Source organism: Pseudomonas sp. SJZ078 (genome assembly GCF_007828255.1).
Lineage (GTDB): Bacteria > Pseudomonadota > Gammaproteobacteria > Pseudomonadales > Pseudomonadaceae > Aquipseudomonas.
The window spans coordinates 48504-73132 of record NZ_VIUG01000020.1 but is presented as its reverse complement, the minus strand read 5'-3'; the positions used below and the strand labels follow the sequence as shown (position 1 = coordinate 73132).

The window sequence follows — 24629 nt, the reverse complement described above, 5'->3', positions numbered from 1 at the left end:
TCTGTGAATCGCTTCCATCGCAAGCGCCGTCGTTGCTGGCCTACAGCCTTGTCAAGATGGCTGTCTTGTTCAATGGTGAGTGCAAAAAACGGAAGGTTCCTACGAGTGCTCTGGCGTTTTCAGTCGTCCTTGAGGCACGTTTGGGTGGCGGCGCGTTTGGCTGTTAGACTCGCCAGTCGTTTTTTCTGGAGTTTGCCGCCGTGATCACTTCCCGTCTTCGTACCCTGCGCGACCATATCCGTTGGGCCGTCAGCCGTTTCCATGGGGAGGATCTGTTTTTCGGCCATGGCACCGACAATGCGTGGGATGAAGCCCGCCAGTTGGTGTTGGGCGCGCTGCACCTTCCGTGGGAAATCGCCGACAGCTACCTGGATTGCAGCTTGGAAGACGACGAATTGGTCCATGTGCAGCGCCTGTTGCAGCGACGTATCGCGGAGCGGATCCCTGCGGCCTACCTGTTGGGCGAGGCCTGGTTCTGTGGGATGTCATTCATTGTCGACGAACGCGTGCTCATTCCGCGCTCGCCCATCGGTGAACTGATCGAAAAACGCTTCGAACCCTGGCTGGCCCAGGCCCCTGCGCGAGTCCTCGACCTGTGCACCGGTTCCGGCTGCATCGGTATCGCTTGTGCCTATGAGTTTCCTGAGGCCGAAGTGGTGCTGGCCGACCTGTCGTTCGAGGCGCTGGAAGTGGCCAACCAGAACATCGAGCGCCATGGCGTCGATGAGCGGGTATTCACTGTCCAGGGCGATGGTTTCGACGGTCTGCCGGGGCAGCGTTTTGACATGATCGTGTCGAACCCGCCCTACGTCGATGCGGAAGATTTCGCCGACATGCCCCAGGAATACCAGCATGAGCCGGAGCTGGGTCTGGCCTGTGGCGATGACGGCTTGAACCTGGTTCGCCGGATGCTGGCCGAGGCGGCTGATCATCTGACCGAGAAGGGGTTGCTGATTGTCGAGGTGGGCAACAGCCAGGTGCATGTCGAGGCGTTGTACCCCGAAGTCGATTTCGCCTGGCTGGATTTCGAACGCGGTGGGCATGGCGTGTTCATGCTCAGCGCGGAGCAGTGCCGCCAGCATCAGGGGCTGTTTGCTTCGCGGGTTTGATCCACAGCTTTTGGGATTTATCCCAAAGCCTACTGGCGGAACACAATACCTGTGGGAGCGAGCAGGCTCGCTCCCACAGGATCACCCAGTGCGCCGTCTTAATGCCGCGTCGCAATCCAGATCAGCAAACCCGCCTGGAACATGGCGAACGCCACAAGGCAGGTGATGGTGAAACGCAGGCCGGTGTCTTCGCGCTTGAACTTGTTGACCTTCTCCTCCTGCTGCTTGAGCTTGACCTCCTGTTCCGCCAGGTTCTGCTCGGCCTGTTGCAGCATTTGCGCGGCTTCGAGGATTTCCACGAACTGCAGCTTTTCGGTATTCCAGTCACCTTTCAGGTCACCGACCTGGGCATCCTTGACGCTGCCCTTGAGGTGCTGGGCGTCGGCATACACCACCTCGAAGCCATGGGCTTGCAGGAATCGGTCGCGGCGCAGTCGGGTGTCTTCGTTCAGCGCGTCCTTGTTGTTCAAGTCGGTGCCGTCGACCCGGTAGCTGGACCAGCGCTTCTTGGCCCACGTAATGGCCTGGGCCGCGAGGAAGCGGCCGATGCCGCGGTTCATCGGCTCCGTCTGCAGGCTGTCCGGGGAAAAATGCAGGCGCTTTTCGACGTGATCGGCCCAGACATCCAGGTGGTTCTGTTCCTTGCGCACGCGCTGGCCCGGCAACTGGATGCTCATGCGCAACAAGCTGCGTTCCTTGCTGTGGCGCTCGGCGTAGCTGAATTCGACAAACCGCAGCGGCCGCGCGCCCGTGGCACGGTCCGTCTTGAGCGGGGCCAGCCGGAGCATCTTGTGGTGCTCGGCTTGCACGTCCGCCCATGGCAGCTCCGCCGCCGGTGTGGCGGGCGTTTCGGCGGTGGTGTCGGGTGAAGTTTCAGTCTCAGTCATAACGGCGAAATCCTGTCCTGGCCGGCTCGTCGGCAGCCAATGCGCTGTCCGACACCGGTCTATCGGCCGTTTTTTCCAGGACTGGAGGGCTAAAAGCGTTTAACGGGCCGCTATCGAGTCAATAAAGGTCAGGATATGAGTGCCGAGCGCCGCCGCCAGGGGCAGGTCGGGGCTTTTATAAGATGCCAGTTGCTGTTTCTCGTCGTTGGGCACGATACGCAACACGTGGTTCATGCCCCCGATCAGCGCCAGTTCGGCGTCGGGTTTGGCCGCCTTCAATTGCCGGGCGTCATCGACGCTGACCTGGATGTCATGACTGCCCTGGATGATCAAGGCCGGCACTTTCAGCGCCGCGAACGCTTGGGACGGATCCTGGCGGAACAGCGAGATCAGGTACGGCTGCACGCTGGGGCGGAAAATGAACTGCAACTGCGCCGGCACGTTCGCATCGACGCGACCGGCCTTGAGGCTGTCCAGCAGTTCATTGCTGCGCAACATCAGCGGCGGTGGCAGGCGGCTGCCCAATTGCTGGCGCAGCACCTGGTCGATGGGGCGGGCACTACCGGCCACCGAGATGACCGCTGCCGCATTGGCCTGGGGCGCGGCGAGGCTGGCGATCAATGCGCCTTCGCTGTGGCCCAGCAGGATCAATGGGCCCAGCCGTGGGTCGGCGGCCAGCTTGCGGCTCCAGGCGACGGCGTCGGCGACATAGGCCTCGACGCTCAGGTCGCGTTCGTCCGGTGTCGCGGCCAGGCTGGCGGCCACGCCGCGCTTGTCATAGCGCACGCTGGCAATGTTGTGCTTGGCCAGGACCCAGGCCAGGCGCTTGAGACTGTCGTTGCGCCCACCCTCGGGGTTATTGCCGTCGCGGTCCGTAGGCCCAGACCCGGAAATGATCAGGACAACCGGCACCGGCGTGTCGGATTTAGGCAGCAACAGTGAACCGAAGAGTTCCCCATGGCCGGTGTCGAGGCTGATCGGTCTTAACAGGACCGTCGCCTGGGCCAGGCTGGAAAACAGACCGATGAACAGGGTAAGGCTCAGGACACGCAGGTTTAGCATCATCACGCCACTGGTTGCGAAGGTGCCGGTTGGACTGACGGCCACCGATAAGGTTCGAGGATGAACTACGCAGTCAGCCTGCGTATACTGGCGCCGATCAAGAATCCCAGATTGAGTTTCTCAGCGATTTCACGGAGCACCCTGCATGTCCGGCAATACCTACGGCAAGCTGTTCACTGTCACCACCGCGGGCGAAAGCCATGGCCCGGCGTTGGTCGCCATTGTCGACGGCTGCCCGCCGGGCCTGGAGATTGCCCTGGAGGATCTGCAACGTGACCTGGATCGCCGCAAGCCCGGTACCAGCCGCCACACCACCCAGCGCCAGGAAGCCGATGAAGTCGAGATTCTGTCCGGCGTGTTCGAAGGCCGCACCACCGGTTGCGCCATCGGCCTGCTGATCCGCAACACCGACCAGAAGTCCAAAGACTACTCGGCCATCAAGGACCTGTTCCGTCCGGCCCACGCCGACTACACCTACCACCACAAGTACGGTGAGCGCGACTACCGTGGCGGCGGCCGCAGTTCGGCCCGGGAAACCGCGATGCGCGTGGCGGCCGGGGCGATTGCCAAGAAATACCTGGCCAGCCAGGGCATCGTGATCCGTGGCTACATGAGCCAGTTGGGCCCTATCGAAATTCCGTTCAAGACCTGGGATTCAGTGGAGCAGAACGCCTTTTTCTGCCCCGACCCGGAAAAAGTGCCAGAGCTTGAGGCCTACATGGACCAACTGCGCCGGGACCAGGATTCGGTCGGTGCGAAGATCACCGTGGTGGCCGAAGGGGTGATGCCCGGCCTTGGCGAGCCGATCTTCGACCGCCTCGACGCCGAACTGGCCCACGCGCTGATGAGCATCAACGCGGTGAAAGGCGTGGAAATCGGTGCCGGTTTCGCCTGCGTCGCCCAGCGTGGCACCGAGCACCGCGACGAACTGACCCCGCAGGGCTTCCTCAGCAACAACGCTGGCGGCATTCTCGGCGGCATTTCCTCGGGCCAGCCGATCGTGGCGCACTTGGCATTGAAGCCAACGTCCAGTATCACCACGCCGGGCCGCTCCATCGACATCCACGGCAACCCGGTCGATGTCATCACCAAGGGCCGCCACGACCCGTGCGTCGGTATCCGTGCCACGCCGATCGCCGAGGCGATGATGGCGATCGTGTTGATGGATCACCTGCTGCGCCATCGCGGCCAGAACGCCGATGTACGGGTCAGCACCCCGGTGTTGGGTCAGCTTTGATGGCTGACCTGCCGACCGCCGTGGCCTGACGACCATGGCGGCACTGCCGTACTGGCGGCTTTCCAGTTTCTATCTGTTCTATTTCGCCCTGCTCGGTTCGACGGCGCCGTTCCTGGCGCTGTATTTCGATCACCTGGGATTCAACGCGGCGCGCATCGGCGAGCTGGTGGCGATTCCCATGTTGATGCGCTGCGTGGCGCCGAACATCTGGGGCTGGCTGGGGGACTACACCGGCCAGCGCCTGGCAATCGTGCGGTTTGGCGCGGTCTGTACATTGCTGACCTTTTCCCTGATTTTCATCGACAAGAGCTACGCCTGGCTGGCGATGGTCATGGCCTTGCACGCGTTCTTCTGGCATGCGGTGCTGCCACAGTTCGAAGTCATCACCCTGGCCCACCTGAGCGCGCAGGCCTCGCGCTACAGCCAGATCCGCCTGTGGGGCTCCATCGGGTTCATCATCGCCGTGGTCCTGCTGGGCCGGTTGTTCGAATGGCTGAGCCTGGACATCTACCCGCTGGCGCTGGTGTTGATCATGGGCGGCATCGTGTTCGCCAGCTTCTGGGTGCCCAATGCCCAACCGGTGCAGGGGCCACGGGTGGTGGGCGACGGATTCCTGCGCCAGCTGCGCAACCCCGGTGTGCTGGCCTTCTACGCGTGCGTCGGTCTGATGCAGATGAGCCATGGGCCGTATTACACCTTCCTGACGCTGCACCTTGAGCGGCTGGGTTACAGCCGTGGGGTGATCGGCGTGCTCTGGGCCGTGGGCGTGGTGGCCGAGGTGCTGGTGTTCCTGGTGATGAGCCGGATCCTGGCGCGGTTTTCCGTGCGGCGGGTGCTGCTGGCGAGTTTCCTGCTGGCGGCTTTGCGCTGGTTGCTGCTGGGCTCATTGGCCGAATTTCTCTGGGTGCTGTTGTTTGCCCAGGTGCTGCATGCGGCGACCTTCGGCAGCTTTCACGCCGCTGCCATCCATTTCGTGCAACGTAGTTTCGGCTCCCGCCAACAAGGCCAGGGCCAGGCGCTGTATGCCGCGCTGGCCGGTACGGGCGGGGCATTGGGCGCGTTGTATTCCGGCTATAGCTGGAACGCCTTGGGCGCCACCTGGACTTTCAGTATCGCCAGCGTCGCAGCCTTCGCTGCAGCCGTTATCATTGCCACACGTATGCAAGAGGACAGGCCATGAGCCTTACCCGTGAACAGCTTGCCCGGGAAATCATCGACGCCGGGCGTTTTCTGTATGGCCGCGGTTGGTCCCCGGCCACCAGCAGCAATTACTCCGCCCGTCTTGCCCCTGACCAGGCCTTGCTTACGGTGTCTGGCAAGCACAAGGGGCAGTTGGGCGTTGACGATGTGCTGGCCACTGACCTGGACGGCAACAGCCTGGAACCGGGCAAGAAACCCTCCGCCGAAACCCTGTTGCACACCCAGCTCTACCGCTGGCGCCCGGAGATCGGCGCGGTGCTGCATACTCATTCGGTGAACGCCACGGTGCTGTCGCGCCTGACGGCTGAAGCGTTCATCGTTTTCGAAGACTATGAACTGCAGAAAGCCTTCAGCGGCGTGTCGACCCACGAGTCCCGGGTGCGCGTGCCTATTTTCGACAACGACCAGGACATCGCCCGCCTGGCCGCCAAAGTGCAGCCGTGGCTCGACGAACATTCCGATTGCGTGGGCTACCTGATCCGTGGCCACGGCCTGTATACCTGGGGGACACGCATGAGTGATGCGTTGCGCCAGATCGAGGCGTTCGAATTCCTGTTCGAGTGCGAGCTGAAAACCCGCGCACTCCTGAACCGTTAATTTGCTGGAGCCATTGCCATGAGCAGCCTGTCCGTTTACCACGTCTCGAGTCCCGACATCCCGAACAAGGTGTTGACCCACTTCGAAGACATCGCCGCGACCCTGGCCGAACAGGGGGTTCGCTTCGACCGTTGGGAGGCCGCGACGAAAATCCAGCCAGGCGCGACCCAGGACGAAGTGATTGCCGCCTACCGGAGCCAGATCGATCAATTGATGACCGAACGTGGCTACATCACGGTCGATGTCATCAGCCTCAATAGCGATCATCCGCAAAAAGCCGAACTGCGCGCCAAGTTCCTCGATGAGCATCGCCACGGCGAGGACGAAGTGCGCTTTTTCGTCGCCGGGCGTGGCCTGTTTACCCTGCACATCGATGACTACGTTTACGCCGTGTTGTGCGAAAAGAACGACCTGATTTCCGTACCAGCGGGCACACCGCACTGGTTCGACATGGGCGAGCATCCGCACTTCGTTGCCATTCGCCTGTTCAACAACCCGGAAGGCTGGGTCGCCAAGTTCACCGGCGACGACATCGCCAGCCGTTTCCCACGCCTGGAGGACTGAGCCCGTGTCGATCAAAGCCATACTCACCGACATCGAAGGCACCACCAGCGCGGTCAGTTTCGTCTTCGACGTGCTGTTTCCCTACGCTGCGCAGCATTTGCCGGCGTTTGTCCGTCAGCACGCCGACCGCGGCGACGTGGCCGAGCAACTGGCGGCGGTGCGCCAGGACAGTGGCGAGCCGGACGCTGACGTCGAGCGGGTCATCGCGATTCTGCTGGGCTGGATTGCCGAAGACCGCAAGGCCACGCCACTCAAGGCGTTGCAGGGCATGGTCTGGGAGCAGGGATATCAGGCCGGGCAATTGAAAGGACACGTGTACCCGGATGCGGTCGAGGCCCTCAAGCGCTGGCATCAGGCAGGCTACGGGCTCCATGTGTATTCATCGGGGTCGATCCAGGCGCAGAAGCTGATCTTCGGCTGTTCAGAGGCCGGCGACCTGTCGTCGTTGTTCAGCGGTTACTTCGACACCACCTCAGGGCCCAAGCGCGAGGTGCAGTCCTATCAGCGGATCAGCCAGGCCATAGGCATTGCGCCGGATGAAATCCTGTTCCTGTCGGACATCGTCCAGGAACTGGACGCGGCCCGGGGGGCTGGCATGGCGACGTGTGGATTGGCTCGGGAGGGAGGAGCGCTGGAGGGGCATGTCACGGTAAAAAGTTTCACCGATATAAATCCCGAGGGTTTCTAAGGACCACCGCAAACCCTGTGGCGAGGGGATTTATCCCCTGGTTTTAGGGCTGCCATGCAGCCCAGCGGGGGATAAATCCCCTCGCCACAAAAGCCCAGTTGAGGGAGCCCAACTGGGCGAACTTCAAGCTCAAGCGCTGTGGTAAGTCGGCAGCGCGAAGCGATGCTGGCTTTGCAGCATGGTGATCTGCGGCAGCTCGCTGGCCTGTTCGGCCAAGTCACGACGGATAGCACTGATCACCCAGGACAGCTGGTCCCCTGCGTGCAACTGGGCGTAGGAAATCGAGCGTTTGAACTGTTTGCCTTCGCTATTGCGCAATGTCAGCAGGATGCCGCCGTCCGGGCGAGCTTGTGTAGTCACTTCGTAGTTGGAAAACAGGGACGCGAATTTCTCTTGAATCATATTCATATGACTGCTCCTTGGTGGTGGCAAACCGTGGAGGAGCAGTTGCACTGACCATGCCAGCATTGGATTCGTTATAAATTCCTTTAAAAACAATAAGTTAATTTTATGTAGCTTTTTTGCTTTCGTGCATCTTGCATGAATAGCCATCGTGCATCCTGCATTTTGCGTGGTCGGGCAATCATTTTTGGAACCAAATCGATTCCTGACGCTCACGCTTCGCCTGTCCCCGGCAGCGGATACAAAACATTGCAAAAACCGCGTGTACAGCAGAACAACCGCTGGGTACTTTCGACCGACCATCGCTGCCAGCCGAGAGCAGGAACCGAGACCCGCAGGTTGAACGGGGAGTTTCATGAGTCGTACACCCAGCGACGCCATTACCTGGGGCATGATGCTGCGCAAGCTGCCTTCGCTCTTCAGAGTCGTTCCCCGGATCATCAAGGGCCACAAGCTCGCCAATGTCCGGGACCCGGCCCAGCCCTGTGGCCTGGGCTGGAGTTTCGAACAGGCCACGCAACGTAATCCCCAGGGCCCGGCGTTGCTGTGCGGCGACATTTCATTGAGTTATGCACAGGTCAACGAGCAGGCCAATCGCATCGCCCACTACTGGTTGGCGCAGGGCATCGACAAGGGCGATTGCATTGCGATCTTTCTCGAAAACCGTCCACAACTGCTGATCACACTGCTGGCGGCGGCAAAGGTCGGGGCGGTCAGCGCCATGATCAACACCTCGCAAACGGGCGACGCGCTGGTCCATAGCTTGGCGCTGGTTGCGCCGGCCGCTGTGGTGGTGGGGGACGAACGGGTCCCGGCTTTCGAGGCGGTGCGCGGCCGGACCGCTTTGCCGAGCGTTCGCACCTGGTGGCTGGCGGACGAGCACGGCGCCGCTGTTCCTTGCGGTTTCGTCGACCTGCTGGGCAACAGCGAGGACTACCCCAGTACCAACCCGGCCAGCAGCCGCCAGGTATTTTTCGACGACCCGTGTTTTTATCTCTACACCTCGGGCACCACTGGCCTGCCCAAGGCCGTGGTGTTCCGCCATGGGCGCTGGATGCGCACGGCCGTCCATTCTGGCCTGATTGCCCTGGACATGCAGCCCGACGATGTCTTCTATTGCCCTTTGCCGCTGTATCACGCCACGGGACTGTGCGTGTGTTGGGGAGCGGCGATCAGCGGTGCGTCGGCTTTTGCGATCCGGCGCACCTTCAGCGCCGGTCGGTTCTGGAGCGATGTACGCCGTCATCGGGCGACCACGCTGGGTTATGCGGGGGAGTTGTGCCGCTACCTGATTGACCTGCCGGCCAGCGGCGAAGACCGGCACCATGATGTGAAGAAGATGATCGGCACTGGCCTGCGGCCGGGCGCCTGGGCTGCGTTCAAGGCCCGCTTCGGTGTCGAGCACATCTGTGAACTGTACGCGGCCAGCGACGGCAATATCGGCTTCAGCAACCTATTGAATTTCGACAATACCGTCGGGTTTTCCCTGACGGGCTGGGCGCTGGTGCGGTACGACCAGGGCAGCGGGATGCCGTTGCGCAACCTGCAAGGGCGGCTGCAGAAAGTGCCGAAGGGCCAGCCTGGCCTGTTGTTGGCGCGGATCGATGACAAGGCGCCTCTGGATGGCTACACCGACGCGGCCCGGAACGAAGAAAGCCTCTACCGGGATGCCTTCATCCCGGGCGACCTTTATCTCAACACCGGCGATCTGCTGCGTGACCTGGGTTTTGGGCATGGCCAGTTCGTCGACCGTCTCGGCGACACGTTCCTCTGGAAGGGCGAAAGCGTATCCGCCACGCAGGTGGAGAACGTCTTGCTTCAGCACCGGCAAGTGGCCGAGGCGGTGGTCTATGGGGTGGAGGTCAACGGTGTCGACGGGCGCGCCGGTATGGCGGCGATCACCCCGTCCGAATCGCTGGCAACCCTGGATTTCAGCGAACTGTTGCAGTTTCTGCAATCCAGGCTGTCGGCCGGTGCGGTGCCACTGTTCCTGCGAATCAAGGTGAAGATGGACATCACCGACACCTTCAAATACCACAAGACCCGGCTCAGGCGCGAAGCCTTCGACCCCTGCGTCATAGACGATGAGCCGATCTACGCCTGGCTGCCCGGCACTGGAACCTATGTGCGGGTCGACCGCCAGTTGGCGATGCAGATCCAGGGTGGGCGGTTCTGCTATTGATTGTGGCTATAACAGGTACAGAGAAAAAGGGGATGACAGGCCCTGCGTCGCTCGGGAAACTAGCCGCATTCTCGAAGACTCAAGTGGAGTACCCCATGTCCGATACAAGCCGCCAGATGACCCCGGAAGAGGCCGCGGAATTTGCCGAACAGGTGTTCAACGTGGCGCGCCAGGGGGACGCCGCGATGATGGCGGCCTTGCTGAGCAAAGGCTTGCCGCCCAACCTGCGCAACCACAAGGGTGACACCTTGCTGATGCTGGCCGCTTATCACGGTCACGTGGAAACGGTGAAAGTGTTGCTGGAACACAAGGCCGATCCGGAAATCCGCAACGACAACGGCCAGAGCCCGATTGCCGGTGCGGCATTCAAGGGCGACCTGGCGGTGGTTTCGGCGTTGGTGGACGGTGGCGCACAGGTGGAAGGCGCGTCCTTCGATGGCCGCACGGCGCTGATGATGGCGGCGATGTTCAACCGGGTGGCAATCGTCGACTATCTGATTGGCAAAGGCGCGGATCCGAAGGCCAAGGACGCCAACGGTGTCTCGGCCCTCGATGCGGCTCGGACCATGGGGGCGGTGGATACCACGGCGCAGTTGGAGAAGTTGTTGGGTTGAGGCTGCTTTTGTGGCGAGGGGATTTAGCGAAATGTCGCCCGCCCCGCACCCTGACCACTCGGTGTGTCAGAATTGGGGGCTGCTTCGCAGCCCAGCGGGGCCGTGTGACGCTTCGCTAAATCCCCTCGCCACAGTAATCCCTCGCTAAAGGATCCACCCAATGAAAGCCGCACTCGTCGAACTCATCAGCAAAATCAGCTCCGGCTGCCTGGGCGATACCGACATTGAAAGGATTGCCGACGAAGCAGCCCAGGCCTATGCCGATCCGGCGGCTTTCCTGGCGGCCAACCCGGACATCAACTACGACGACACCTTTCCGATTCCCCTGGGTGAATGGGTGGTCGTCGGCAGCTTGCCGGACACCGTACTGTTCCAGGCCGACACCTATGTGCAGTTGTTCGAGCAGATCGTCGCGTCTTTCGGCCCCGGCGTGGCATTCAATCTCAAGCCCAAGCAACTGGCGAAAACCGAAGCGCTGACGGCGCTCAACCGCATCCAGATCCAGATGAGCAGCCTGAACAAGGAAAACGGCGGCTACGTGCTGATGAACTTCAGCCAACTGCTCGACGATGAATTGCAGATGGTGTTGGTGTACGGCAACGATGTGCCGCGGGTGCTGGAGTTGGGCGCGCAAGTCGGCATCGCCGTGGCGCCCGCCCTGGAAGCCCTCAAGATCGCGGTCCACGTCTGAAGCAATCCAACGGAACCCTCGCTGGAGGCGGACTATCCTAAGTGTGCATGTCATCACTTGGGAGCGACACCATGGGTTCCACCTTCAATGGCCTGGTTGGCCTGATCATCCTGGCGCTCGATATCTGGGCGATCATCAATGTACTCAAGAGTGGCGCGGAAACCGGGATGAAAATCCTCTGGGTACTGCTGGTCCTGCTGTTGCCGGTATTGGGCCTGATCATCTGGGCGATTGCCGGGCCGCGAGGCAACGTGCGGGTTTGACGGTTCCGCTGCGGCGCCCGGCAGGTTTCGCCCGCCGGGCTTCTATCTCAGGCCGCTGCCAAGGCGTGCTTCTGTGACGTACCAAGAAAGCGCAGCAGGGCCAGCAGCGGGAAAGCACTGCCAATGATCACCACCCACAGCCAGCCGCCATGCTCGTACACCGCGCTGGCAATCGACGAACCGAAGGCACCGCCGACGAAGATGCTGGTCATGTACAGGGCATTGAGCCGGCCGCGGCTTTTGGCATCCAGGGCATAGATGGTGCGTTGGCCCAGCACCATGTTCATCTGCACACAGAAGTCCAATACCACGCCGGTGACTGCCAGGCCGATGACGCTATAGAGCGGATGGATGAACGCCGGCAGGAAACTCAGGCTGGCAAAGAGCATCGCCAGCAGCGAGGCGATGCGGGTGTGACCGGCGTCGGCCAGTCGCCCGGCAATGGGGGCGGCGATGGCGCCGATGGCACCGACCAGGGCGAACAGGGCAATCTCGGTCTGGGACAGCCCATGGTTACGCGCAAGCTCCAGGGGGGCGGCAGTCCAGAACAGGCTGAACGTGGCGAACATGCAGGCCTGGTAAAGCGCCCGTTGGCGCAACAACGGTTGTTGGCGCAGTAAGGTGCCGAGGGAGCCCAGCAGTTGCCAGTAGGTGGCGCTGTGGTCGGGCTGGCGCTTGGGTACGGTGAACGCCAGGACGAGGCTGATCGCCGCCATCAATGCCGCCGCGATCATGAATATCGCGCGCCAGCCAAGGTAATCCGCCACCACGCTGGAGACCGGCCGTGCCAGCAGGATCCCCAGCAGCAACCCACCCATGATCCCACCCACCACCCGACCCCGGGACGCTTCCGGGGTGAGATGCGCAGCCAGGGGAATCAGCACTTGCACCGACACTGAACTGAACCCCACCAGCAGCGAAACCAGCAGGAACACATTTGGCTGATCGGTGAACGCCGCACCCAACAGGCTGGCGATCGCCACGAGGGTGGTGAGGATCATCAACCGGCGGTTTTCCAGCAGATCGCCCAGCGGCACCAGGAAGAACAGGCCCAGGGCGTAACCGATCTGGGTCAGCGAGACGATCAGGCTGGCCATGGTGCTGGACAAGCCGACGTCGGGGGCGATCAGGTCGATGATGGGTTGAGCGTAATAGAGGTTGGCAACGATGGCGCCGCAGCAGAAGGCGAACAGCAGCACCATGCCTCGGGTCAGGGCGGGGGAGTTGGCGGTCATGGGAATTCCGTCAATGACTAGTAAGGATTGCGGGCAAGGCTAAAGGCTGTGCCGGCTTTGGGATAGTCGCCTGGATTGATAACAACCATGTCCGGGATTGATGCGACTGTGGGAGCGAGCCTGCTCGCGATGGCGGGGTGTCAGTCGCCGATGCTTGTCTGACACTCCGCCATCGCGAGCAGGCTCGCTCCCACAGTGTTTGGTGTGGCCTGGAAAGTTGCGGGTTTATTGCCCGCTGTAGATCTGGTCGAAAACCCCACCGTCATTGAAGTGCGTCTTCTGCACGGTGCGCCAGTCGCCGAAGGTTTTCTCCACCGACAGGAAATCCACTTTCGGGAAGCGGTCGGTGTATTTGCCCAGGATGGCTGGATCCCGTGGACGCAGGTAGTTGGCGGCGGCGATTTCCTGGCCTTCGGGCGACCACAGGTACTTGAGGTACGCCTCGGCGGCGGCGCGGGAGCCTTTTTTATCCACGACCTTGTCCACTACGCTGACCGGAGGCTCGGCTTCGGCGGATACGCTCGGGTAGACCACTTCGAATTGGTCGCGACCGAACTCACGGGCGATCATCTCGGCTTCGTTTTCAAAGGTCACCAGCACATCGCCGATCTGGTTGGTCATGAACGTGGTAGTCGCCGCGCGACCGCCGGTGTCCAGCACAGGCGCCTGCTTGAACAGCTTGCCGACGAAGTCCTTGGCTTTGGTTTCATCGCCGCCGTTCTTCAGTACGTAGCCCCAGGCCGACAGATAGGTGTAGCGACCGTTACCGGAGGTCTTCGGGTTGGGCACGATCACCTGCACGCCGTCCTTGAGCAGGTCGGGCCAGTCTTTCAGGGCCTTGGGGTTGCCCTTGCGCACGATGAACACCGTGGCCGAAGTGAACGGGGCGCTGTGGTTCGGCAAGCGGCTGACCCAGTCCTCGGGCACCAGTTTGCCGTTGTCCGCCAGGGCGTTGATGTCGGTGGCCATGTTCATGGTGATGACATCGGCCGGAAGTCCGTCGATGACCGAGCGTGCCTGCTTGCTCGAGCCACCGAAGGACATCTGCACGGTGATGTTTTCGTTGTGCTCGGCCTGCCAGTGCTTCTGGAAGGCGGCGTTGTAGTCCTTGTAGAAGTCGCGCATCACGTCGTAGGACACGTTGAGCAGTGTCGGGGCGGCGTGAGCCAGGCTGCCGAAGGTCAGGCCGGCGGCGAGAAGGGTGGCGCCAAAGAAGTTCTTCACTGCGAATTCCTTTTTATTTGAAAGGGGTTTCCAGGCCAGCACACTAGCGGCAGGCCTTTTGGCCGACAAGCATCAAAAAGTGCTTTGCTTATTCCAGTTTCCTGAACAGCGCATTGCCACAGCGGGAGCAGAACGCGGCGCCGTGTTCGTGGTTGTTTTTGCTGCACACCGGGCAATCGTGCTTGAGCTGGTCACCGCGCATGGCGGTGGCCAGTTCCGCGGTGAAGATACCGGTGGGCACGGCGATGATCGAGTAACCGGTGATCATCACCAGGGATGAAACCACCTGGCCCAGGGGGGTCTTGGGCACGATATCGCCGAAGCCTACGGTGGTCAGTGTCACGATCGCCCAATAGATGCCCTTGGGAATGCTGGTGAAGCCATGCTCCGGGCCTTCGATGACGTACATCAGCGTGCCGAACACCGTCACCAGGGTGGAGACGCTGACCAGGAACACGATGATTTTCTGCTTGCTGCCCCGCAGGGCCGCCATCAGGTAATTGGCTTGCTTGAGGTAGGGGCTGAGCTTGAGCACCCGGAAGATCCGTAGCATGCGGATGATCCGAATGATCAGCAGGTACTGGGCATCGCTGTAGTACAACGCCAGGATCCCCGGCACGATGGCCAGCAGATCCACCAGGCCGTAGAAACTGAACGCATAGCGCAGGGGCTTGGGCGAGCAATACAGGCGCAGGCCGTACTCGACGAGGAAGATGAAAGTGAAACCCCATTCGATCCCGGCCAGCAGGGCCGCATAGTTCTTGTGCACGCTGTCGATGCTGTCGAGCATCACGATCACCAGGCTGGCGAGGATGATCAACAGCAACGCACTGTCGAAGCGTCGACCGGCCACGGTGTCGGTCTGGAAAATCATGATGTAGAGGCGTTCACGCCAATTGTCGGTGCTGTCCATAACCTTCGCCTGATTCAGAGTCAGCGAAGCCTAGGGCGATTGCCCCGCAGAGCGCAAGGCGGGGTGTCGCTCAGGATCTGCCGCCACGTTCGCGCCGTGGCCTGCACCAGCCAGCCAGCGAGGATGAACGGCGCGGTGAGTGGCGCCAGACCGAGGGCGGCAAACCCCGGCGTGAGCAGGACTGCCAGCAGGATTCCGGCCAGCAGCAGCCAGGGTTGGCGGCGCTGTTGACTGAGGGCCAGCGCCACCAGCGCCGGGTTATAACCGCCCAGTCCGGACAGCGCCGTTGCGTATTCCTGATGCACCAGGCGAACGCGACGCCGGCGGCCGAACCAAACAGTGCCCAGCCCGCGGCTCGACGGTTGGCAACCAGCAGGCCCGCTGTAATCAGCGCACCTGCTAACGGATGACCGAGAAACATGACTTGGCCTAATCCCGTCAAACAGCCGGCCAGCAGGTTGGCCAGTGTCAGCTCGGCCGACATCAGCGAAGGCTGTGGCGCAGCGAAGCTCAGCAGCAGCCAGCCCAGCCCCACGAAGGGTGCGGTGTAGGCGGGCAGGCATCGCGGGTCACGGGTGCGCTTGAGCCATTGCTGGGTCAGCATCGCGCTGAGACCGCCGCCCGCGATGATCAGCGGCGGCAGCAAGACGGACCAGGGCAAGACCAGGCCCGCCAACAACCCCAACAGGATGCCGTTGTAGCTGAACAGCCCGGCCTGGCGATCTGCCTTGGGGTAATCGCGGCGCTGGGCCGTGAGCAACCCGGCCACGCCACCCAGCAATGCCCACCCGAACAAGGCTGGCGCGCTGAACAGAATTGCCAGCAGGCACAACAGGCCGCACAGCGGATGACGCTGGAGGAAGATCTGACTGAAGCCGTTAAGCAGGGCGGTGGCCCAGTCGGGGCAGGGGGAGTTTTGCATGTTTGTATATCTGATAAACCGGGTTAACCCCTTCGCGAGCAAGCCCGCTCCCACAAGGGTTCTGTGAACGCCGCAAGTCCAATGTGGGAGCGGGCTTGCTCGCGAAGGGGCCAACCCAGGCGCTAGATCAAGGTCTCGATACGCAACGAATTGGTCGACCCCGGCTGCCCAAACGGTACACCCGCAGTAATCAGCAGCGTATCGCCGCGCTGCGCCATGCCTTGGGCCTGGGCGATTTCCAGGGCGGTGGAACAGACTTCATCCACCTGCCGCAGCCGATCGTTGACCACCGAGTGCACGCCCCAGGCCACCGTCAAGCGGCGGGCGGCCTGAAGGTTCGGCGTGAGGTTGAGGATCGGCACCGTCGGCCGTTCCCGCGCGGCTCGCAGGCTGGAGCTGCCCGATTCGCTGTAATTCACCAGCACCGCCACCGGCAGGACGTTGCTGATGCGACGGATTGCACAGCTGATGGCGTCCGATACCGTGGCCTCGGCTTTCGGTCGGCTGACATCCAGTTGGGCCTGGTAATCCGGGCCGTTTTCGACCTGGCGGATGATCTTGCTCATCATCTGCACGGCTTCGAGGGGGTAGTCGCCCGACGCGGTTTCCGCCGACAGCATCACCGCATCGGCGCCTTCGGCCACGGCGTTGGCGACGTCGGTGACCTCAGCCCGGGTGGGCGCCGGGGAGAAGCGCATCGATTCCAGCATCTGCGTCGCCACCACCACCGGTTTGCCGAGGGCGCGGCAGGTGCCGATGATGTTCTTCTGGATCTGCGGCACGCTCTCGGCCGGCACTTCAACGCCCAGATCGCCCCGAGCCACCATGATCGCGTCGCTCAACTCGGCGATTTCCCGCAGTTGGGCCACTGCCGACGGTTTCTCGATCTTGGCCATCAGGAACGCCTTGTCGCCAATCAGCGCGCGGGCTTCGCGGAGGTCTTCGGGACGTTGGACGAACGATAGCGCTACCCAATCCACACCCAATTCCAGGCCGAAGCTCAAGTCGCGACGGTCCTTGGCGGTCAGCGGGCTCAGGTCGAGCACGGCCTGTGGTACGTTCACGCCTTTGCGGTCCGACAGTTCGCCACCGTTGAGCACTTCGGTGTCGATGGCATCGCTGTGCCGGGCAATCACCCGCAGGCGCAACTTGCCGTCATCCAGCAACAAATCCATGCCTGGCTCCAGGGCTGCGATGATTTCCGGGTGGGGCAGGTTGACCCGGTGTTGATCGCCGGGCGTCGGGTCCAGGTCCAGGCGTAGGGCCTGGCCGCGTTGTAGCAGGACCTTGCCGTCGGCGAATCGGCCGACCCGCAGTTTCGGGCCTTGCAGGTCCATCAGGATACCCAGCGGGTAGTTGAGCTGCCGCTCGACCTCGCGAATCCACTGGTAGCGCTGGGCATGGTCGGCGTGATCGCCGTGGCTGAAGTTCAGGCGGAAGATGTTCACCCCGGCCCGCACCAGCGCATGGATGTCGTCGATCCCGCGAGTGGCGGGACCGAGGGTGGCGAGGATCTTGACCTTTTTGTCAGGCGTCATGGGCGGGGTTCTCGAGGATCAGGATGGCGCGGAAGTCGTTGACGTTGGTGCGGGTCGGCTCGGTGACGATCAACCCATCCAGCGCGGCGAAATAGCCGTAGCCGTTGTTGTTGTCCAGCTCGTCGCTGGCGCTCATGCCCAGCTCGGTGGCACGACGATAACTGTCTGGAGTCATGATGGCGCCGGCGTTGTCCTCGGAGCCGTCGATGCCGTCGGTGTCGCCGGCCAATGCATAAATGCCGGGGTGACCCTTGAGGTTGTCGGTCAGGCTCAGCAGGAATTCGGCATTGCGACCGCCTCGGCCGTGGCCGCGCACGGTCACCGTGGTTTCGCCGCCGGAGAGGATCACGCAGGGCGCTGCCAGGGGCTGGCCGTACCGGGCGATTTGCCGGGCGATGCCGGCATGGACTTTCGCCACTTCCCTCGACTCGCCCTCCAGGTCGCCAAGGATCAGCGGGCTGAAACCAGCCTGGCGGGCTTTCACCGCTGCCGCTTCCAGGGATTGCTGGGGGCGGGCGATCAGTTGGAAATGACTGCGGGCCAGGCTTGGGTCGCCGGGTTTGACGGTTTCCGACTCCGCGCTGTGCAGCCAGGTGTGCACCGACGCCGGGACCTCAATGCTGTAGCGCTTGAGGATCGCCAGGGCTTCGGCTGATGTGCTGGGGTCGGCCACGGTGGGGCCGGACGCGATGACCGTGGCAAGGTCGCCCGGTACATCGGAAATCGCATAGGTGTAGACCGTCGCCGGCCAGCAGGCCTTGCCCAGGCGTCCGCCCTTGATCGCCGAAAGGTGCTTGCGCACGCAGTTCATCTCACCGATGGTGGCACCGGATTTGAGCAAGGCTTTGTTGATCGCTTGCTTGTCGGCCAGGGTAATACCGGCAGCGGGCAGTGCCAGCAGCGCCGAGCCACCGCCGGACAACAGGAAGATCACCCGGTCGTCTTCCGTCAGGTTGCTGACCAGTTCCAGCACCCGTCCGGCCACTGCCAGGCCGGCCGCGTCGGGTACGGGGTGGGCGGCTTCCACCACTTCGATTTTCTGGCAAGGCGCGCCATGGCCGTAGCGGGTCACCACCAGGCCGCTGACCTCGCCCTGCCAGCAACGCTCGACCACCTGCGCCATCGCCGCGGCGGCCTTGCCGGCGCCGATGACAATCACCCGACCGCTGCGGTCGGCCGGCAGGTACTGTTCAAGAACGTGTTGCGGATGGGCCGCGTCGATGGCTGCGGCAAACAGCTCGCGGAGCAATTGTTGCGGATCGACCGACATGGCGGGCTCCCGATTCTTATTATTTGAATTCAACGCAGATCCCTTGTGGGAGCGAGCTTGCTCGCGAAGGCAGTGTGTCAGTCAATACTTCAGTGACAGGTAAATTGCTTTCGCGAGCAAGCCCGCTCCCACAAGGGGGTGGTGGTGGGTCAGTTATCGCGAATCGAGAAATTCGCCATGTGCTCCAGCCCCTTGATCAGCGCCGAGTGATCCCAATTGCTACCGCCGAGGGCTGCGCAAGTGCTGAACACTTGCTGGGCGTTGGCGGTGTTGGGCAGGTTGATGTTCAGTTCCCGGGCACCTTGCAGGGCCAGGTTCAGGTCCTTCTGGTGCAGGCTGATGCGGAAGCCCGGGTCGAAGGTGCCCTTGATCATGCGCTCGCCGTGCACTTCCAGGATCTTCGACGAGGCAAACCCGCCCATCAGGGCTTCACGGACCTTGGCCGGGTCGGCGCCGTTCTTCGAAGCGAACAGCAGGGCTTCGGCCACGGCCTGGATGTTCAGGGCGACGATGATCTGGTTGGCGACCTTGGCGGTCTGGCCGTCACCGTTGCCGCCCACCAGGGTGATGTTCTTGCCCATGGCCTGGAACAGCGGCAGGGCGCGTTCAAAAGCGCTGTTGTCGCCACCGACCATGATGCTCAGGGTCGCGGCCTTGGCGCCGACTTCGCCACCGGACACCGGGGCATCGAGATACTGCGCGCCTTTCTCATTGATCTTCGTCGCGAACGCCTTGGTGGCGGCGGGGGAGATCGAACTCATGTCGATCACCACCTTGCCCGAACCCACGCCCGCCGCGACACCGTCGGCGCGGAACAGCACGTCATCGACCTGGGGGGTGTCCGGGACCATGACGATGATGAACTCGGCTTCCTGGGCAACTTCCTTCGGGTTGGCCAGGGCCACCGCGCCGGCGGCCAGCAGATCGGCGGGAGCCGGGTCGTGGTGTTGGGACAGGAACAGGCTGTGCCCGGCTTTTTGCAGGTTCAGAGCCATGGGGTGACCCATGATGCCGGTGCCGATGAATCCGATTTTAGCCATGGGGGAAATCCTCTTGTTTTTTTGCTACTTCAGGCAAATGGAGAACTGCTTTTCTGTGGGAGCGGGCTTGCTCGCGAAAGCGGTGTATCAGTCACAGATGTGTTGTCTGGCCCACCGCTTTCGCGAGCAAGCCCGCTCCCACAAGGAAAGATCCGGGTCAGATCGCGTTATGGGTTTTCAGCCAGTTCAGGCCGGCCTCGGTGGTGGTCAACGGCTTGTATTCGCAGCCGACCCAACCCTGGTAGCCGATGCGGTCCAGGTGTTCGAACAGGAAGCGATAGTTGATCTCGCCGGTGCCCGGCTCGTTGCGTCCCGGGTTGTCCGCCAGTTGCACATGGTTGATCTCGCCCAGGTGCGCCGACAGGGTCCGGGCCAGGTCACCTTCCATGATCTGCATGTGGTAGATGTCGTATTGCAGAAACAGGTTGGCGCTGCCCACCTGCTCGCGGATCGACAGGGCCTGGGCGGTGTTGTTCAGGTAGAAGCCTGGGATGTCGCGGGTATTGATGGCTTCCATTACCAACCTGATGCCCTTGGCCTGAAGCTTCTCGGCGGCGTACTTCAGGTTGGCGACGAAGGTCTTGCGCACCAGGGCCTCGTCGCAATTCTGCGGGCAGATCCCGGCCAGGCAGTTGACCTGGGTATTGCCCAGCACCTGCGCGTAGGCAATCGCCAGGTCGACGCCGGCGCGGAACTCCTCGACCCGGTCCGGCAGGCAGGCAATGCCACGCTCGCCCTTGGCCCAGTCACCGGCCGGCAGGTTGAACAGCACTTGGGTCAGGCCATGGGCGTCGAGCAAGGCCTTGAGTTCGGTGGAACTGTAGTCGTAGGGGAACAGGTACTCGACCCCACTGAAACCGGCCTTGGCGGCCGCTTCGAAACGGGCGAGGAAATCCTGCTCGGTAAACAGCATGGACAGGTTGGCGGCGAAACGCGGCATGGTGATCTCCTGTAAATAATTGGCAGGTCCCCTGTGGGAGCGAGCCAGCTCGCGATAGCCGTGGGTCAGCTACACATATGCCAACTGACATGACGCCTTCGCGAGCAGGCTCGCTCCCACAGAGGGGATGTCAGTAGTCAATCGAGCAACGAAATGGCCGTCGGCGCGTCGTTGCCCACCAGTGCCAGGTCTTCGAATTCGTTGACGGCGTTGATCTCGGTACCCATGGAAATATTGGTCACCCGCTCGAGGATGACCTCGACGATCACCGGCACCTTGAACTCCTCGATCATTTCCTGGGCCTTGCGCAGCGCCGGCTGGATGGCGGACGGTTCGAACACCCGCAGCGCCTTGCAGCCCAGGCCCTCGGCGACGGCGATGTGGTCCACCCCATAACCGTTGAGCTCCGGCGCGTTGAGGTTGTCGAAGGACAGCTGTACGCAGTAGTCCATGTCGAACCCGCGCTGCGCCTGGCGAATCAGGCCCAGGTAGGAGTTGTTCACCACGACGTGGATGTACGGCAGCTTGAACTGCGCACCCACGGCCAGTTCTTCGATCATGAACTGGAAGTCGTAGTCTCCCGACAAGGCCACGACCTTGCGGCTCGGATCGGCCTTGACTACCCCCAGCGCGGCCGGAATGGTCCAGCCCAACGGACCGGCCTGGCCGCAGTTGATCCAGTGGCGTGGCTTGTAGACGTGCAAGAACTGCGCCCCGGCGATCTGCGACAGGCCGATGGTGCTGACGTAGCAGGTGTCCTTGCCGAACACCTGGTTCATTTCTTCGTACACGCGCTGGGGCTTGACCGGCACATTGTCGAAGTGCGTCTTGCGTTGCAGGCTGGCCTTGCGCTGCTGGCAGTCCTGCAACCAGGCGCTGCGGTTCTTCAGTTTGCCGGCGGCCTGCCATTCGCGGGCGACTTCGATGAACACCGTCAGCGCCGAGGCGGCGTCGGAGACGATGCCCAGGTCCGGGGTGAACACGCGGCCGATCTGGGTCGGTTCGATGTCGACATGAATGAACCGGCGACCTTCGGTGTAGACATCCACCGAACCGGTGTGACGGTTGGCCCAGCGGTTGCCGACGCCTAGCACCAGGTCCGACTTGAGCAGCGTCGCATTGCCGTAGCGGTGGGACGTCTGCAGGCCGACCATGCCGACCATCAGCGGGTGGTCGTCCGCAATCGTGCCCCAGCCCATCAGCGTGGGGATCACCGGGATTCCGGTCAACTCGGCGAACTCCACCAACAGCTCGCTGGCATCGGCGTTGATGATGCCGCCACCGGCCACGAGCAAGGGCCGTTCGGCCTGGTCGAGCATCGCCAGGGCTTTCTCGACCTGCGCACGGTTGGCCACGGGTTTGGCCAGCGGCAGTGGCTGATAGGTATCGATGTCGAATTCGATCTCGGCCATCTGCACATCGAAGGGCAGGTCGATCAATACCGGGCCGGGGCGGCCGGAGCGCATCTCGAAGAACGCTTTCTGGAACGCGTAGGGCACTTGGCCCGGTTCCAGGACAGTGGTCGCCCACTTGGTCACCGGCTTGACGATGCTGGTGATGTCCACCGCCTGGAAATCTTCCTTGTGCAGGCGGGCACGGGGGGCTTGCCCGGTGATGCACAGGATCGGGATCGAATCGGCCGAGGCGCTGTAGAGCCCGGTGACCATGTCGGTGCCGGCCGGGCCCGACGTGCCGATGCAGACGCCGATGTTGCCGGCCTTGGTGCGGGTGTAGCCCTCAGCCATGTGCGAGGCACCTTCAACGTGGCGCGCGAGGACATGATCGATGCCACCGACTTTCTGTAGGGCGCAGTACAGCGGGTTGATCGCGGCACCCGGAATACCGAAGGCAGTGTCCACGCCTTCACGGCGCATCACCAGAACGGCGGCTTCGATTGCTCTCATTTTGCTCATTGTTTTGTGCCTCTTACGTTTTGTAATTGTATACAAGTGGCTTTTCGGCGAGTTTATTCATGACGAGCGCTGCAGGTCAATCCTTTTCCTCAACTGCCTGCTTCATTCGTCGGAAGGCCGATAACCCTGCGACTTAGCGTCGCTTGTGGTGTTTTACGAGGATTATTGTATACAAAATGTTATTTGATTGTGTTCTATTTGTTGTGTGAGGTTTCCCAGAAGGTGAAACCCAGAAAGCTTTCCAACAACAAAAGAAGGACAGCATCCATGAGCGCTCTAACCTTGAACGTCGCCATCAACCTGGCGGAGCGAGCCCTTGTCGCGGGCCGTGAAATCAACGCGGCACCCTTGACCGTCGCGGTCCTGGACAGCGGTGGGCACTTGATCGCCCTGCAGCGCGAAGACGGCGCGAGCCTGCTCCGTCCTCAGATCGCCGTCGGCAAGGCCTGGGGTGCTGTTGCCCTGGGTAAAGGCTCACGCCTGTTGGCCCAGGACGCCCAACAACGCCCAGCGTTCATCGCCGCATTGAACAGCCTGGGGCAGGGCTGCGTCGTGCCGGTTCCGGGTGGTGTGTTGATCAGGGATCAGGACGGCACAGTCCTGGGCGCGGTGGGTATCAGCGGTGATCTGTCGGATATCGATGAGCAGGTGGCGATCCGGGCGGTGGAGGGGGTTGGGTTGATGGCGGATGCGGGGTAGCTGTTTGATTTTGCGATGAGTTGACTTGCCTCTTCGCGAGCAAGCCCGCTCCCACAGGTTTCAACGGTGGACACAAAATGTCTGAACACTGCAAATCCTCTGTGGGAGCGGGCTTGCTCGCGAAAACGATCGACCAGACACATCCAGGCAAAGAGTCAGGTAACGATGCTGCATTCACAGCACTAGCCTTTCAGAACTTCATTGAAAGAAAGGCAATGCAATGCCTGAACGCTCAGCTTCACACCGTCTGCGCATTGGTCGATATGCAGAGCAAAACCGTATTTATTTACTGACAGCTAACACGCGCAAGCGTGAGCCTGTCTTCCAGAACTATGGTCTAGGCAGGTTGGTCATTCGCCACTTCAGGAATGTGCAAAGGCAGGGCATCGCCGACTCCCTCGCATTTGTCGTCATGCCCGACCATTTCCACTGGTTGGTCCAATTGCATCGTGGGTCGCTGGGGGAATTGATGTGTCGGATGAAATCTTTAAGTGCCAGGGAGGTAAATGAGGCGACTGGCAGGACGGGGAGCCTTTGGCAGCACGGATACCATGACCGCGCGTTACGGCGGGAGGAGGATCTGGTGAAACTAGCTCGATATGTGGTTGCCAATCCATTGCGGGCAGGATTGGTGAAGCGGCTTGGCGACTATCCGTTGTGGGATGCGATCTGGGTATGACATGAAAGCGAGTGCCGCCATTCGCGAGCAAGCCTGCTCCCACAGCGTCGGTGGTGGACACAAAATGTCTGAACATCGCAGATCCCATGTGGAAGCGGGCTTGCTCGCGAATGGGCTCCGCAGTTCCTCAGTCCAACTCACACCCCTTCAACACCAACCGGATAATCGTTTGCGCCGCCGCTTCATAATCGGCCTCATCCAGCTTCGCCTTGCCGGTGATGGCGGTGATCTGCCAGTCGAAGTCGGCATAGGTCTGGGTGGCGGCCCAGATGCTGAACATCAGGTGGTTGGGGTCGATCGGGGCGATCTGGCCGCGGTCGATCCAGGTCTGGATGCAGTCGATGTTGTGCCGGGCCTGGGCGTTGAGTTGTTCCACCAGGTCGGGGCTCAGGTGGGGGGCGCCGTGCATGATCTCGCTGGCGAAGACTTTCGAGGCGAAGGGCAGGTCGCGGGAAATGCGGATCTTGGAGCGGACGTAGTGGCTCAGCACTTCGCCGGGTACGCCGTCGGCGTTGAACGGGGTCGAGGCCTGGAGGATCGGCTCGATGATGCTTTCCAGGACCTCGCGGTAGAGGTTTTCCTTGGATTTGAAATAGTAATAGACGTTGGGTTTGGGCAGGCCCGCCTTGGCCGCGATGTCGCTGGTCTTGGTCGCCGCGAAGCCCTTGTCGGCAAATTCCTCGCTGGCGGCACGCAGGATGAGTTCTTTGTTGCGCTCGCGGATAGTGCTCATAAACCCAGGGGTTCCTTGCCTGTTCTG

24 protein-coding genes and 1 pseudogene are annotated in these 24629 nt (G+C 61.9%); 12 read left to right on the top strand and 13 right to left on the bottom strand.

Annotated elements, in window-relative coordinates; genetic code table 11:
- Window positions 1-200 precede the first annotated feature (200 nt).
- Window positions 201-1109, top strand: coding sequence for a 50S ribosomal protein L3 N(5)-glutamine methyltransferase (prmB, locus tag FBY02_RS18145; protein ID WP_144929621.1), 909 nt, complete (start codon window positions 201-203; stop codon window positions 1107-1109).
- A gap of 98 nt (window positions 1110-1207) precedes the next feature.
- Here the strand turns inward: prmB and FBY02_RS18140 are convergent, their stop codons facing one another.
- Both FBY02_RS18140 and FBY02_RS18135 read right to left on the bottom strand, forming a co-directional pair.
- Window positions 1208-1996: a hypothetical protein gene (locus tag FBY02_RS18140; protein ID WP_144929620.1), complete on the bottom strand. Its 789-nt coding sequence runs from the start codon at window positions 1994-1996 to the stop codon at window positions 1208-1210.
- A 99-nt stretch (window positions 1997-2095) separates the two neighbouring features.
- Window positions 2096-3061 (bottom strand): alpha/beta hydrolase, encoded by a 966-nt coding sequence (locus FBY02_RS18135; protein ID WP_144929658.1) that lies wholly within the window; start codon window positions 3059-3061, stop codon window positions 2096-2098.
- 142 nt (window positions 3062-3203) lie between these two features.
- On the opposite strand from FBY02_RS18135, the gene aroC reads away from it, so the two are divergent.
- From aroC to mtnC, 5 genes are read left to right on the top strand one after another with little or no spacing between them, the layout of a single operon-like run.
- Window positions 3204-4295, top strand: a complete 1092-nt coding sequence (aroC, locus tag FBY02_RS18130; protein ID WP_144929619.1) for a chorismate synthase — start codon at window positions 3204-3206, stop codon at window positions 4293-4295.
- Between the two features lie 34 nt (window positions 4296-4329).
- Window positions 4330-5475, top strand: coding sequence for an MFS transporter (locus FBY02_RS18125; protein WP_144929618.1), 1146 nt, complete (start codon window positions 4330-4332; stop codon window positions 5473-5475).
- Window positions 5472-6092 (top strand): methylthioribulose 1-phosphate dehydratase, encoded by a 621-nt coding sequence (locus FBY02_RS18120; RefSeq protein ID WP_144929617.1) that lies wholly within the window; start codon window positions 5472-5474, stop codon window positions 6090-6092. Before FBY02_RS18125 ends, FBY02_RS18120 begins: the two co-directional genes overlap by 4 nt.
- Window positions 6093-6110: 18 nt before the next feature.
- The gene (locus tag FBY02_RS18115) at window positions 6111-6656 is read left to right on the top strand and encodes an acireductone dioxygenase (protein ID WP_041021543.1); all 546 of its coding nucleotides are present in this window, start codon (window positions 6111-6113) and stop codon (window positions 6654-6656) included.
- Between the two features lie 4 nt (window positions 6657-6660).
- Complete coding sequence (gene mtnC / locus FBY02_RS18110) at window positions 6661-7344, top strand: acireductone synthase (protein ID WP_144929616.1); 684 nt, start codon at window positions 6661-6663, stop codon at window positions 7342-7344.
- Between the two features lie 129 nt (window positions 7345-7473).
- Here the strand turns inward: mtnC and FBY02_RS18105 are convergent, their stop codons facing one another.
- Window positions 7474-7752 (bottom strand): DUF3509 domain-containing protein, encoded by a 279-nt coding sequence (locus tag FBY02_RS18105; protein WP_041021541.1) that lies wholly within the window; start codon window positions 7750-7752, stop codon window positions 7474-7476.
- 349 nt (window positions 7753-8101) lie between these two features.
- On the opposite strand from FBY02_RS18105, the gene FBY02_RS18100 reads away from it, so the two are divergent.
- From FBY02_RS18100 to FBY02_RS18085, 4 genes are all read left to right on the top strand, one after another.
- Window positions 8102-9928 (top strand): long-chain-acyl-CoA synthetase, encoded by a 1827-nt coding sequence (locus tag FBY02_RS18100; RefSeq protein WP_144929615.1) that lies wholly within the window; start codon window positions 8102-8104, stop codon window positions 9926-9928.
- Window positions 9929-10023: 95 nt separating this feature from the next.
- Window positions 10024-10542, top strand: a complete 519-nt coding sequence (locus FBY02_RS18095; protein ID WP_144929614.1) for an ankyrin repeat domain-containing protein — start codon at window positions 10024-10026, stop codon at window positions 10540-10542.
- Window positions 10543-10702: 160 nt separating this feature from the next.
- The gene (locus FBY02_RS18090; protein WP_144929613.1) at window positions 10703-11233 is read left to right on the top strand and encodes a hypothetical protein; all 531 of its coding nucleotides are present in this window, start codon (window positions 10703-10705) and stop codon (window positions 11231-11233) included.
- Window positions 11234-11304: 71 nt separating this feature from the next.
- On the top strand, window positions 11305-11496 hold the full coding sequence (locus FBY02_RS18085; RefSeq protein ID WP_144929612.1) for a PLDc N-terminal domain-containing protein: 192 nt from the start codon (window positions 11305-11307) through the stop codon (window positions 11494-11496).
- A gap of 47 nt (window positions 11497-11543) precedes the next feature.
- Here the strand turns inward: FBY02_RS18085 and FBY02_RS18080 are convergent, their stop codons facing one another.
- From FBY02_RS18080 to gcl, 9 genes and pseudogenes are all read right to left on the bottom strand, one after another.
- Window positions 11544-12731 (bottom strand): MFS transporter, encoded by a 1188-nt coding sequence (locus FBY02_RS18080; RefSeq protein ID WP_144929611.1) that lies wholly within the window; start codon window positions 12729-12731, stop codon window positions 11544-11546.
- Window positions 12732-12956: 225 nt separating this feature from the next.
- Window positions 12957-13955: a sulfate ABC transporter substrate-binding protein gene (locus FBY02_RS18075; protein ID WP_144929610.1), complete on the bottom strand. Its 999-nt coding sequence runs from the start codon at window positions 13953-13955 to the stop codon at window positions 12957-12959.
- An 88-nt stretch (window positions 13956-14043) separates the two neighbouring features.
- Window positions 14044-14868, bottom strand: coding sequence for an ion transporter (locus tag FBY02_RS18070; RefSeq protein WP_144929609.1), 825 nt, complete (start codon window positions 14866-14868; stop codon window positions 14044-14046).
- A 20-nt stretch (window positions 14869-14888) separates the two neighbouring features.
- A pseudogene (locus tag FBY02_RS18065) lies at window positions 14889-15790 on the bottom strand (urea transporter).
- Window positions 15791-15912: 122 nt separating this feature from the next.
- On the bottom strand, window positions 15913-17328 hold the full coding sequence (pyk, locus tag FBY02_RS18060; RefSeq protein ID WP_144929608.1) for a pyruvate kinase: 1416 nt from the start codon (window positions 17326-17328) through the stop codon (window positions 15913-15915).
- On the bottom strand, window positions 17318-18598 hold the full coding sequence (locus tag FBY02_RS18055) for a glycerate kinase (RefSeq protein WP_144929607.1): 1281 nt from the start codon (window positions 18596-18598) through the stop codon (window positions 17318-17320). Before FBY02_RS18055 ends, pyk begins: the two co-directional genes overlap by 11 nt.
- A 149-nt stretch (window positions 18599-18747) precedes the next feature.
- Window positions 18748-19638: a 2-hydroxy-3-oxopropionate reductase gene (locus tag FBY02_RS18050; protein WP_144929606.1), complete on the bottom strand. Its 891-nt coding sequence runs from the start codon at window positions 19636-19638 to the stop codon at window positions 18748-18750.
- A 157-nt stretch (window positions 19639-19795) separates the two neighbouring features.
- A complete protein-coding gene (gene hyi / locus FBY02_RS18045) occupies window positions 19796-20578 on the bottom strand; it encodes a hydroxypyruvate isomerase (RefSeq protein ID WP_144929605.1) in 783 nt (260 codons plus the stop codon).
- 137 nt (window positions 20579-20715) lie between these two features.
- The gene (gene gcl, locus FBY02_RS18040; RefSeq protein ID WP_144929604.1) at window positions 20716-22491 is read right to left on the bottom strand and encodes a glyoxylate carboligase; all 1776 of its coding nucleotides are present in this window, start codon (window positions 22489-22491) and stop codon (window positions 20716-20718) included.
- Between the two features lie 267 nt (window positions 22492-22758).
- Here gcl and FBY02_RS18035 point away from each other — a divergent pair, with 267 nt between their 5' ends.
- Entirely contained in the window at window positions 22759-23190 is a 432-nt protein-coding gene (locus FBY02_RS18035; protein ID WP_144929603.1) for a heme-binding protein, read from the top strand.
- A 220-nt stretch (window positions 23191-23410) separates the two neighbouring features.
- Window positions 23411-23869, top strand: a complete 459-nt coding sequence (locus FBY02_RS18030; RefSeq protein WP_144929602.1) for a transposase — start codon at window positions 23411-23413, stop codon at window positions 23867-23869.
- A 127-nt stretch (window positions 23870-23996) separates the two neighbouring features.
- Here the strand turns inward: FBY02_RS18030 and FBY02_RS18025 are convergent, their stop codons facing one another.
- A complete protein-coding gene (locus FBY02_RS18025) occupies window positions 23997-24602 on the bottom strand; it encodes a TetR/AcrR family transcriptional regulator (RefSeq protein ID WP_144929601.1) in 606 nt (201 codons plus the stop codon).
- Between the last annotated feature and the right edge of the window lie 27 nt (window positions 24603-24629).

What these genes read in the sequence shown, in the direction of transcription:
- FBY02_RS18135 (WP_144929658.1), bottom strand. Translation starts at nt 3,061, where the DNA reads ATGATGCTAAACCTGCGTGTCCTGAGCCTTACCCTGTTCATCGGTCTG.
- FBY02_RS18090 (WP_144929613.1), top strand. Translation starts at nt 10,703, where the DNA reads ATGAAAGCCGCACTCGTCGAACTCATCAGCAAAATCAGCTCCGGCTGC.
- FBY02_RS18140 (WP_144929620.1), bottom strand. Translation starts at nt 1,996, where the DNA reads ATGACTGAGACTGAAACTTCACCCGACACCACCGCCGAAACGCCCGCC.
- FBY02_RS18055 (WP_144929607.1), bottom strand. Translation starts at nt 18,598, where the DNA reads ATGTCGGTCGATCCGCAACAATTGCTCCGCGAGCTGTTTGCCGCAGCC.
- FBY02_RS18085 (WP_144929612.1), top strand. Translation starts at nt 11,305, where the DNA reads ATGGGTTCCACCTTCAATGGCCTGGTTGGCCTGATCATCCTGGCGCTC.
- gcl (WP_144929604.1), bottom strand. Translation starts at nt 22,491, where the DNA reads ATGAGCAAAATGAGAGCAATCGAAGCCGCCGTTCTGGTGATGCGCCGT.
- pyk (WP_144929608.1), bottom strand. Translation starts at nt 17,328, where the DNA reads ATGACGCCTGACAAAAAGGTCAAGATCCTCGCCACCCTCGGTCCCGCC.
- FBY02_RS18125 (WP_144929618.1), top strand. Translation starts at nt 4,330, where the DNA reads ATGGCGGCACTGCCGTACTGGCGGCTTTCCAGTTTCTATCTGTTCTAT.
- FBY02_RS18120 (WP_144929617.1), top strand. Translation starts at nt 5,472, where the DNA reads ATGAGCCTTACCCGTGAACAGCTTGCCCGGGAAATCATCGACGCCGGG.
- FBY02_RS18025 (WP_144929601.1), bottom strand. Translation starts at nt 24,602, where the DNA reads ATGAGCACTATCCGCGAGCGCAACAAAGAACTCATCCTGCGTGCCGCC.
- FBY02_RS18105 (WP_041021541.1), bottom strand. Translation starts at nt 7,752, where the DNA reads ATGAATATGATTCAAGAGAAATTCGCGTCCCTGTTTTCCAACTACGAA.
- FBY02_RS18095 (WP_144929614.1), top strand. Translation starts at nt 10,024, where the DNA reads ATGTCCGATACAAGCCGCCAGATGACCCCGGAAGAGGCCGCGGAATTT.
- hyi (WP_144929605.1), bottom strand. Translation starts at nt 20,578, where the DNA reads ATGCCGCGTTTCGCCGCCAACCTGTCCATGCTGTTTACCGAGCAGGAT.
- FBY02_RS18030 (WP_144929602.1), top strand. Translation starts at nt 23,411, where the DNA reads ATGCCTGAACGCTCAGCTTCACACCGTCTGCGCATTGGTCGATATGCA.
- FBY02_RS18080 (WP_144929611.1), bottom strand. Translation starts at nt 12,731, where the DNA reads ATGACCGCCAACTCCCCCGCCCTGACCCGAGGCATGGTGCTGCTGTTC.
- aroC (WP_144929619.1), top strand. Translation starts at nt 3,204, where the DNA reads ATGTCCGGCAATACCTACGGCAAGCTGTTCACTGTCACCACCGCGGGC.
- FBY02_RS18035 (WP_144929603.1), top strand. Translation starts at nt 22,759, where the DNA reads ATGAGCGCTCTAACCTTGAACGTCGCCATCAACCTGGCGGAGCGAGCC.
- FBY02_RS18115 (WP_041021543.1), top strand. Translation starts at nt 6,111, where the DNA reads ATGAGCAGCCTGTCCGTTTACCACGTCTCGAGTCCCGACATCCCGAAC.
- FBY02_RS18100 (WP_144929615.1), top strand. Translation starts at nt 8,102, where the DNA reads ATGAGTCGTACACCCAGCGACGCCATTACCTGGGGCATGATGCTGCGC.
- FBY02_RS18050 (WP_144929606.1), bottom strand. Translation starts at nt 19,638, where the DNA reads ATGGCTAAAATCGGATTCATCGGCACCGGCATCATGGGTCACCCCATG.
- FBY02_RS18070 (WP_144929609.1), bottom strand. Translation starts at nt 14,868, where the DNA reads ATGGACAGCACCGACAATTGGCGTGAACGCCTCTACATCATGATTTTC.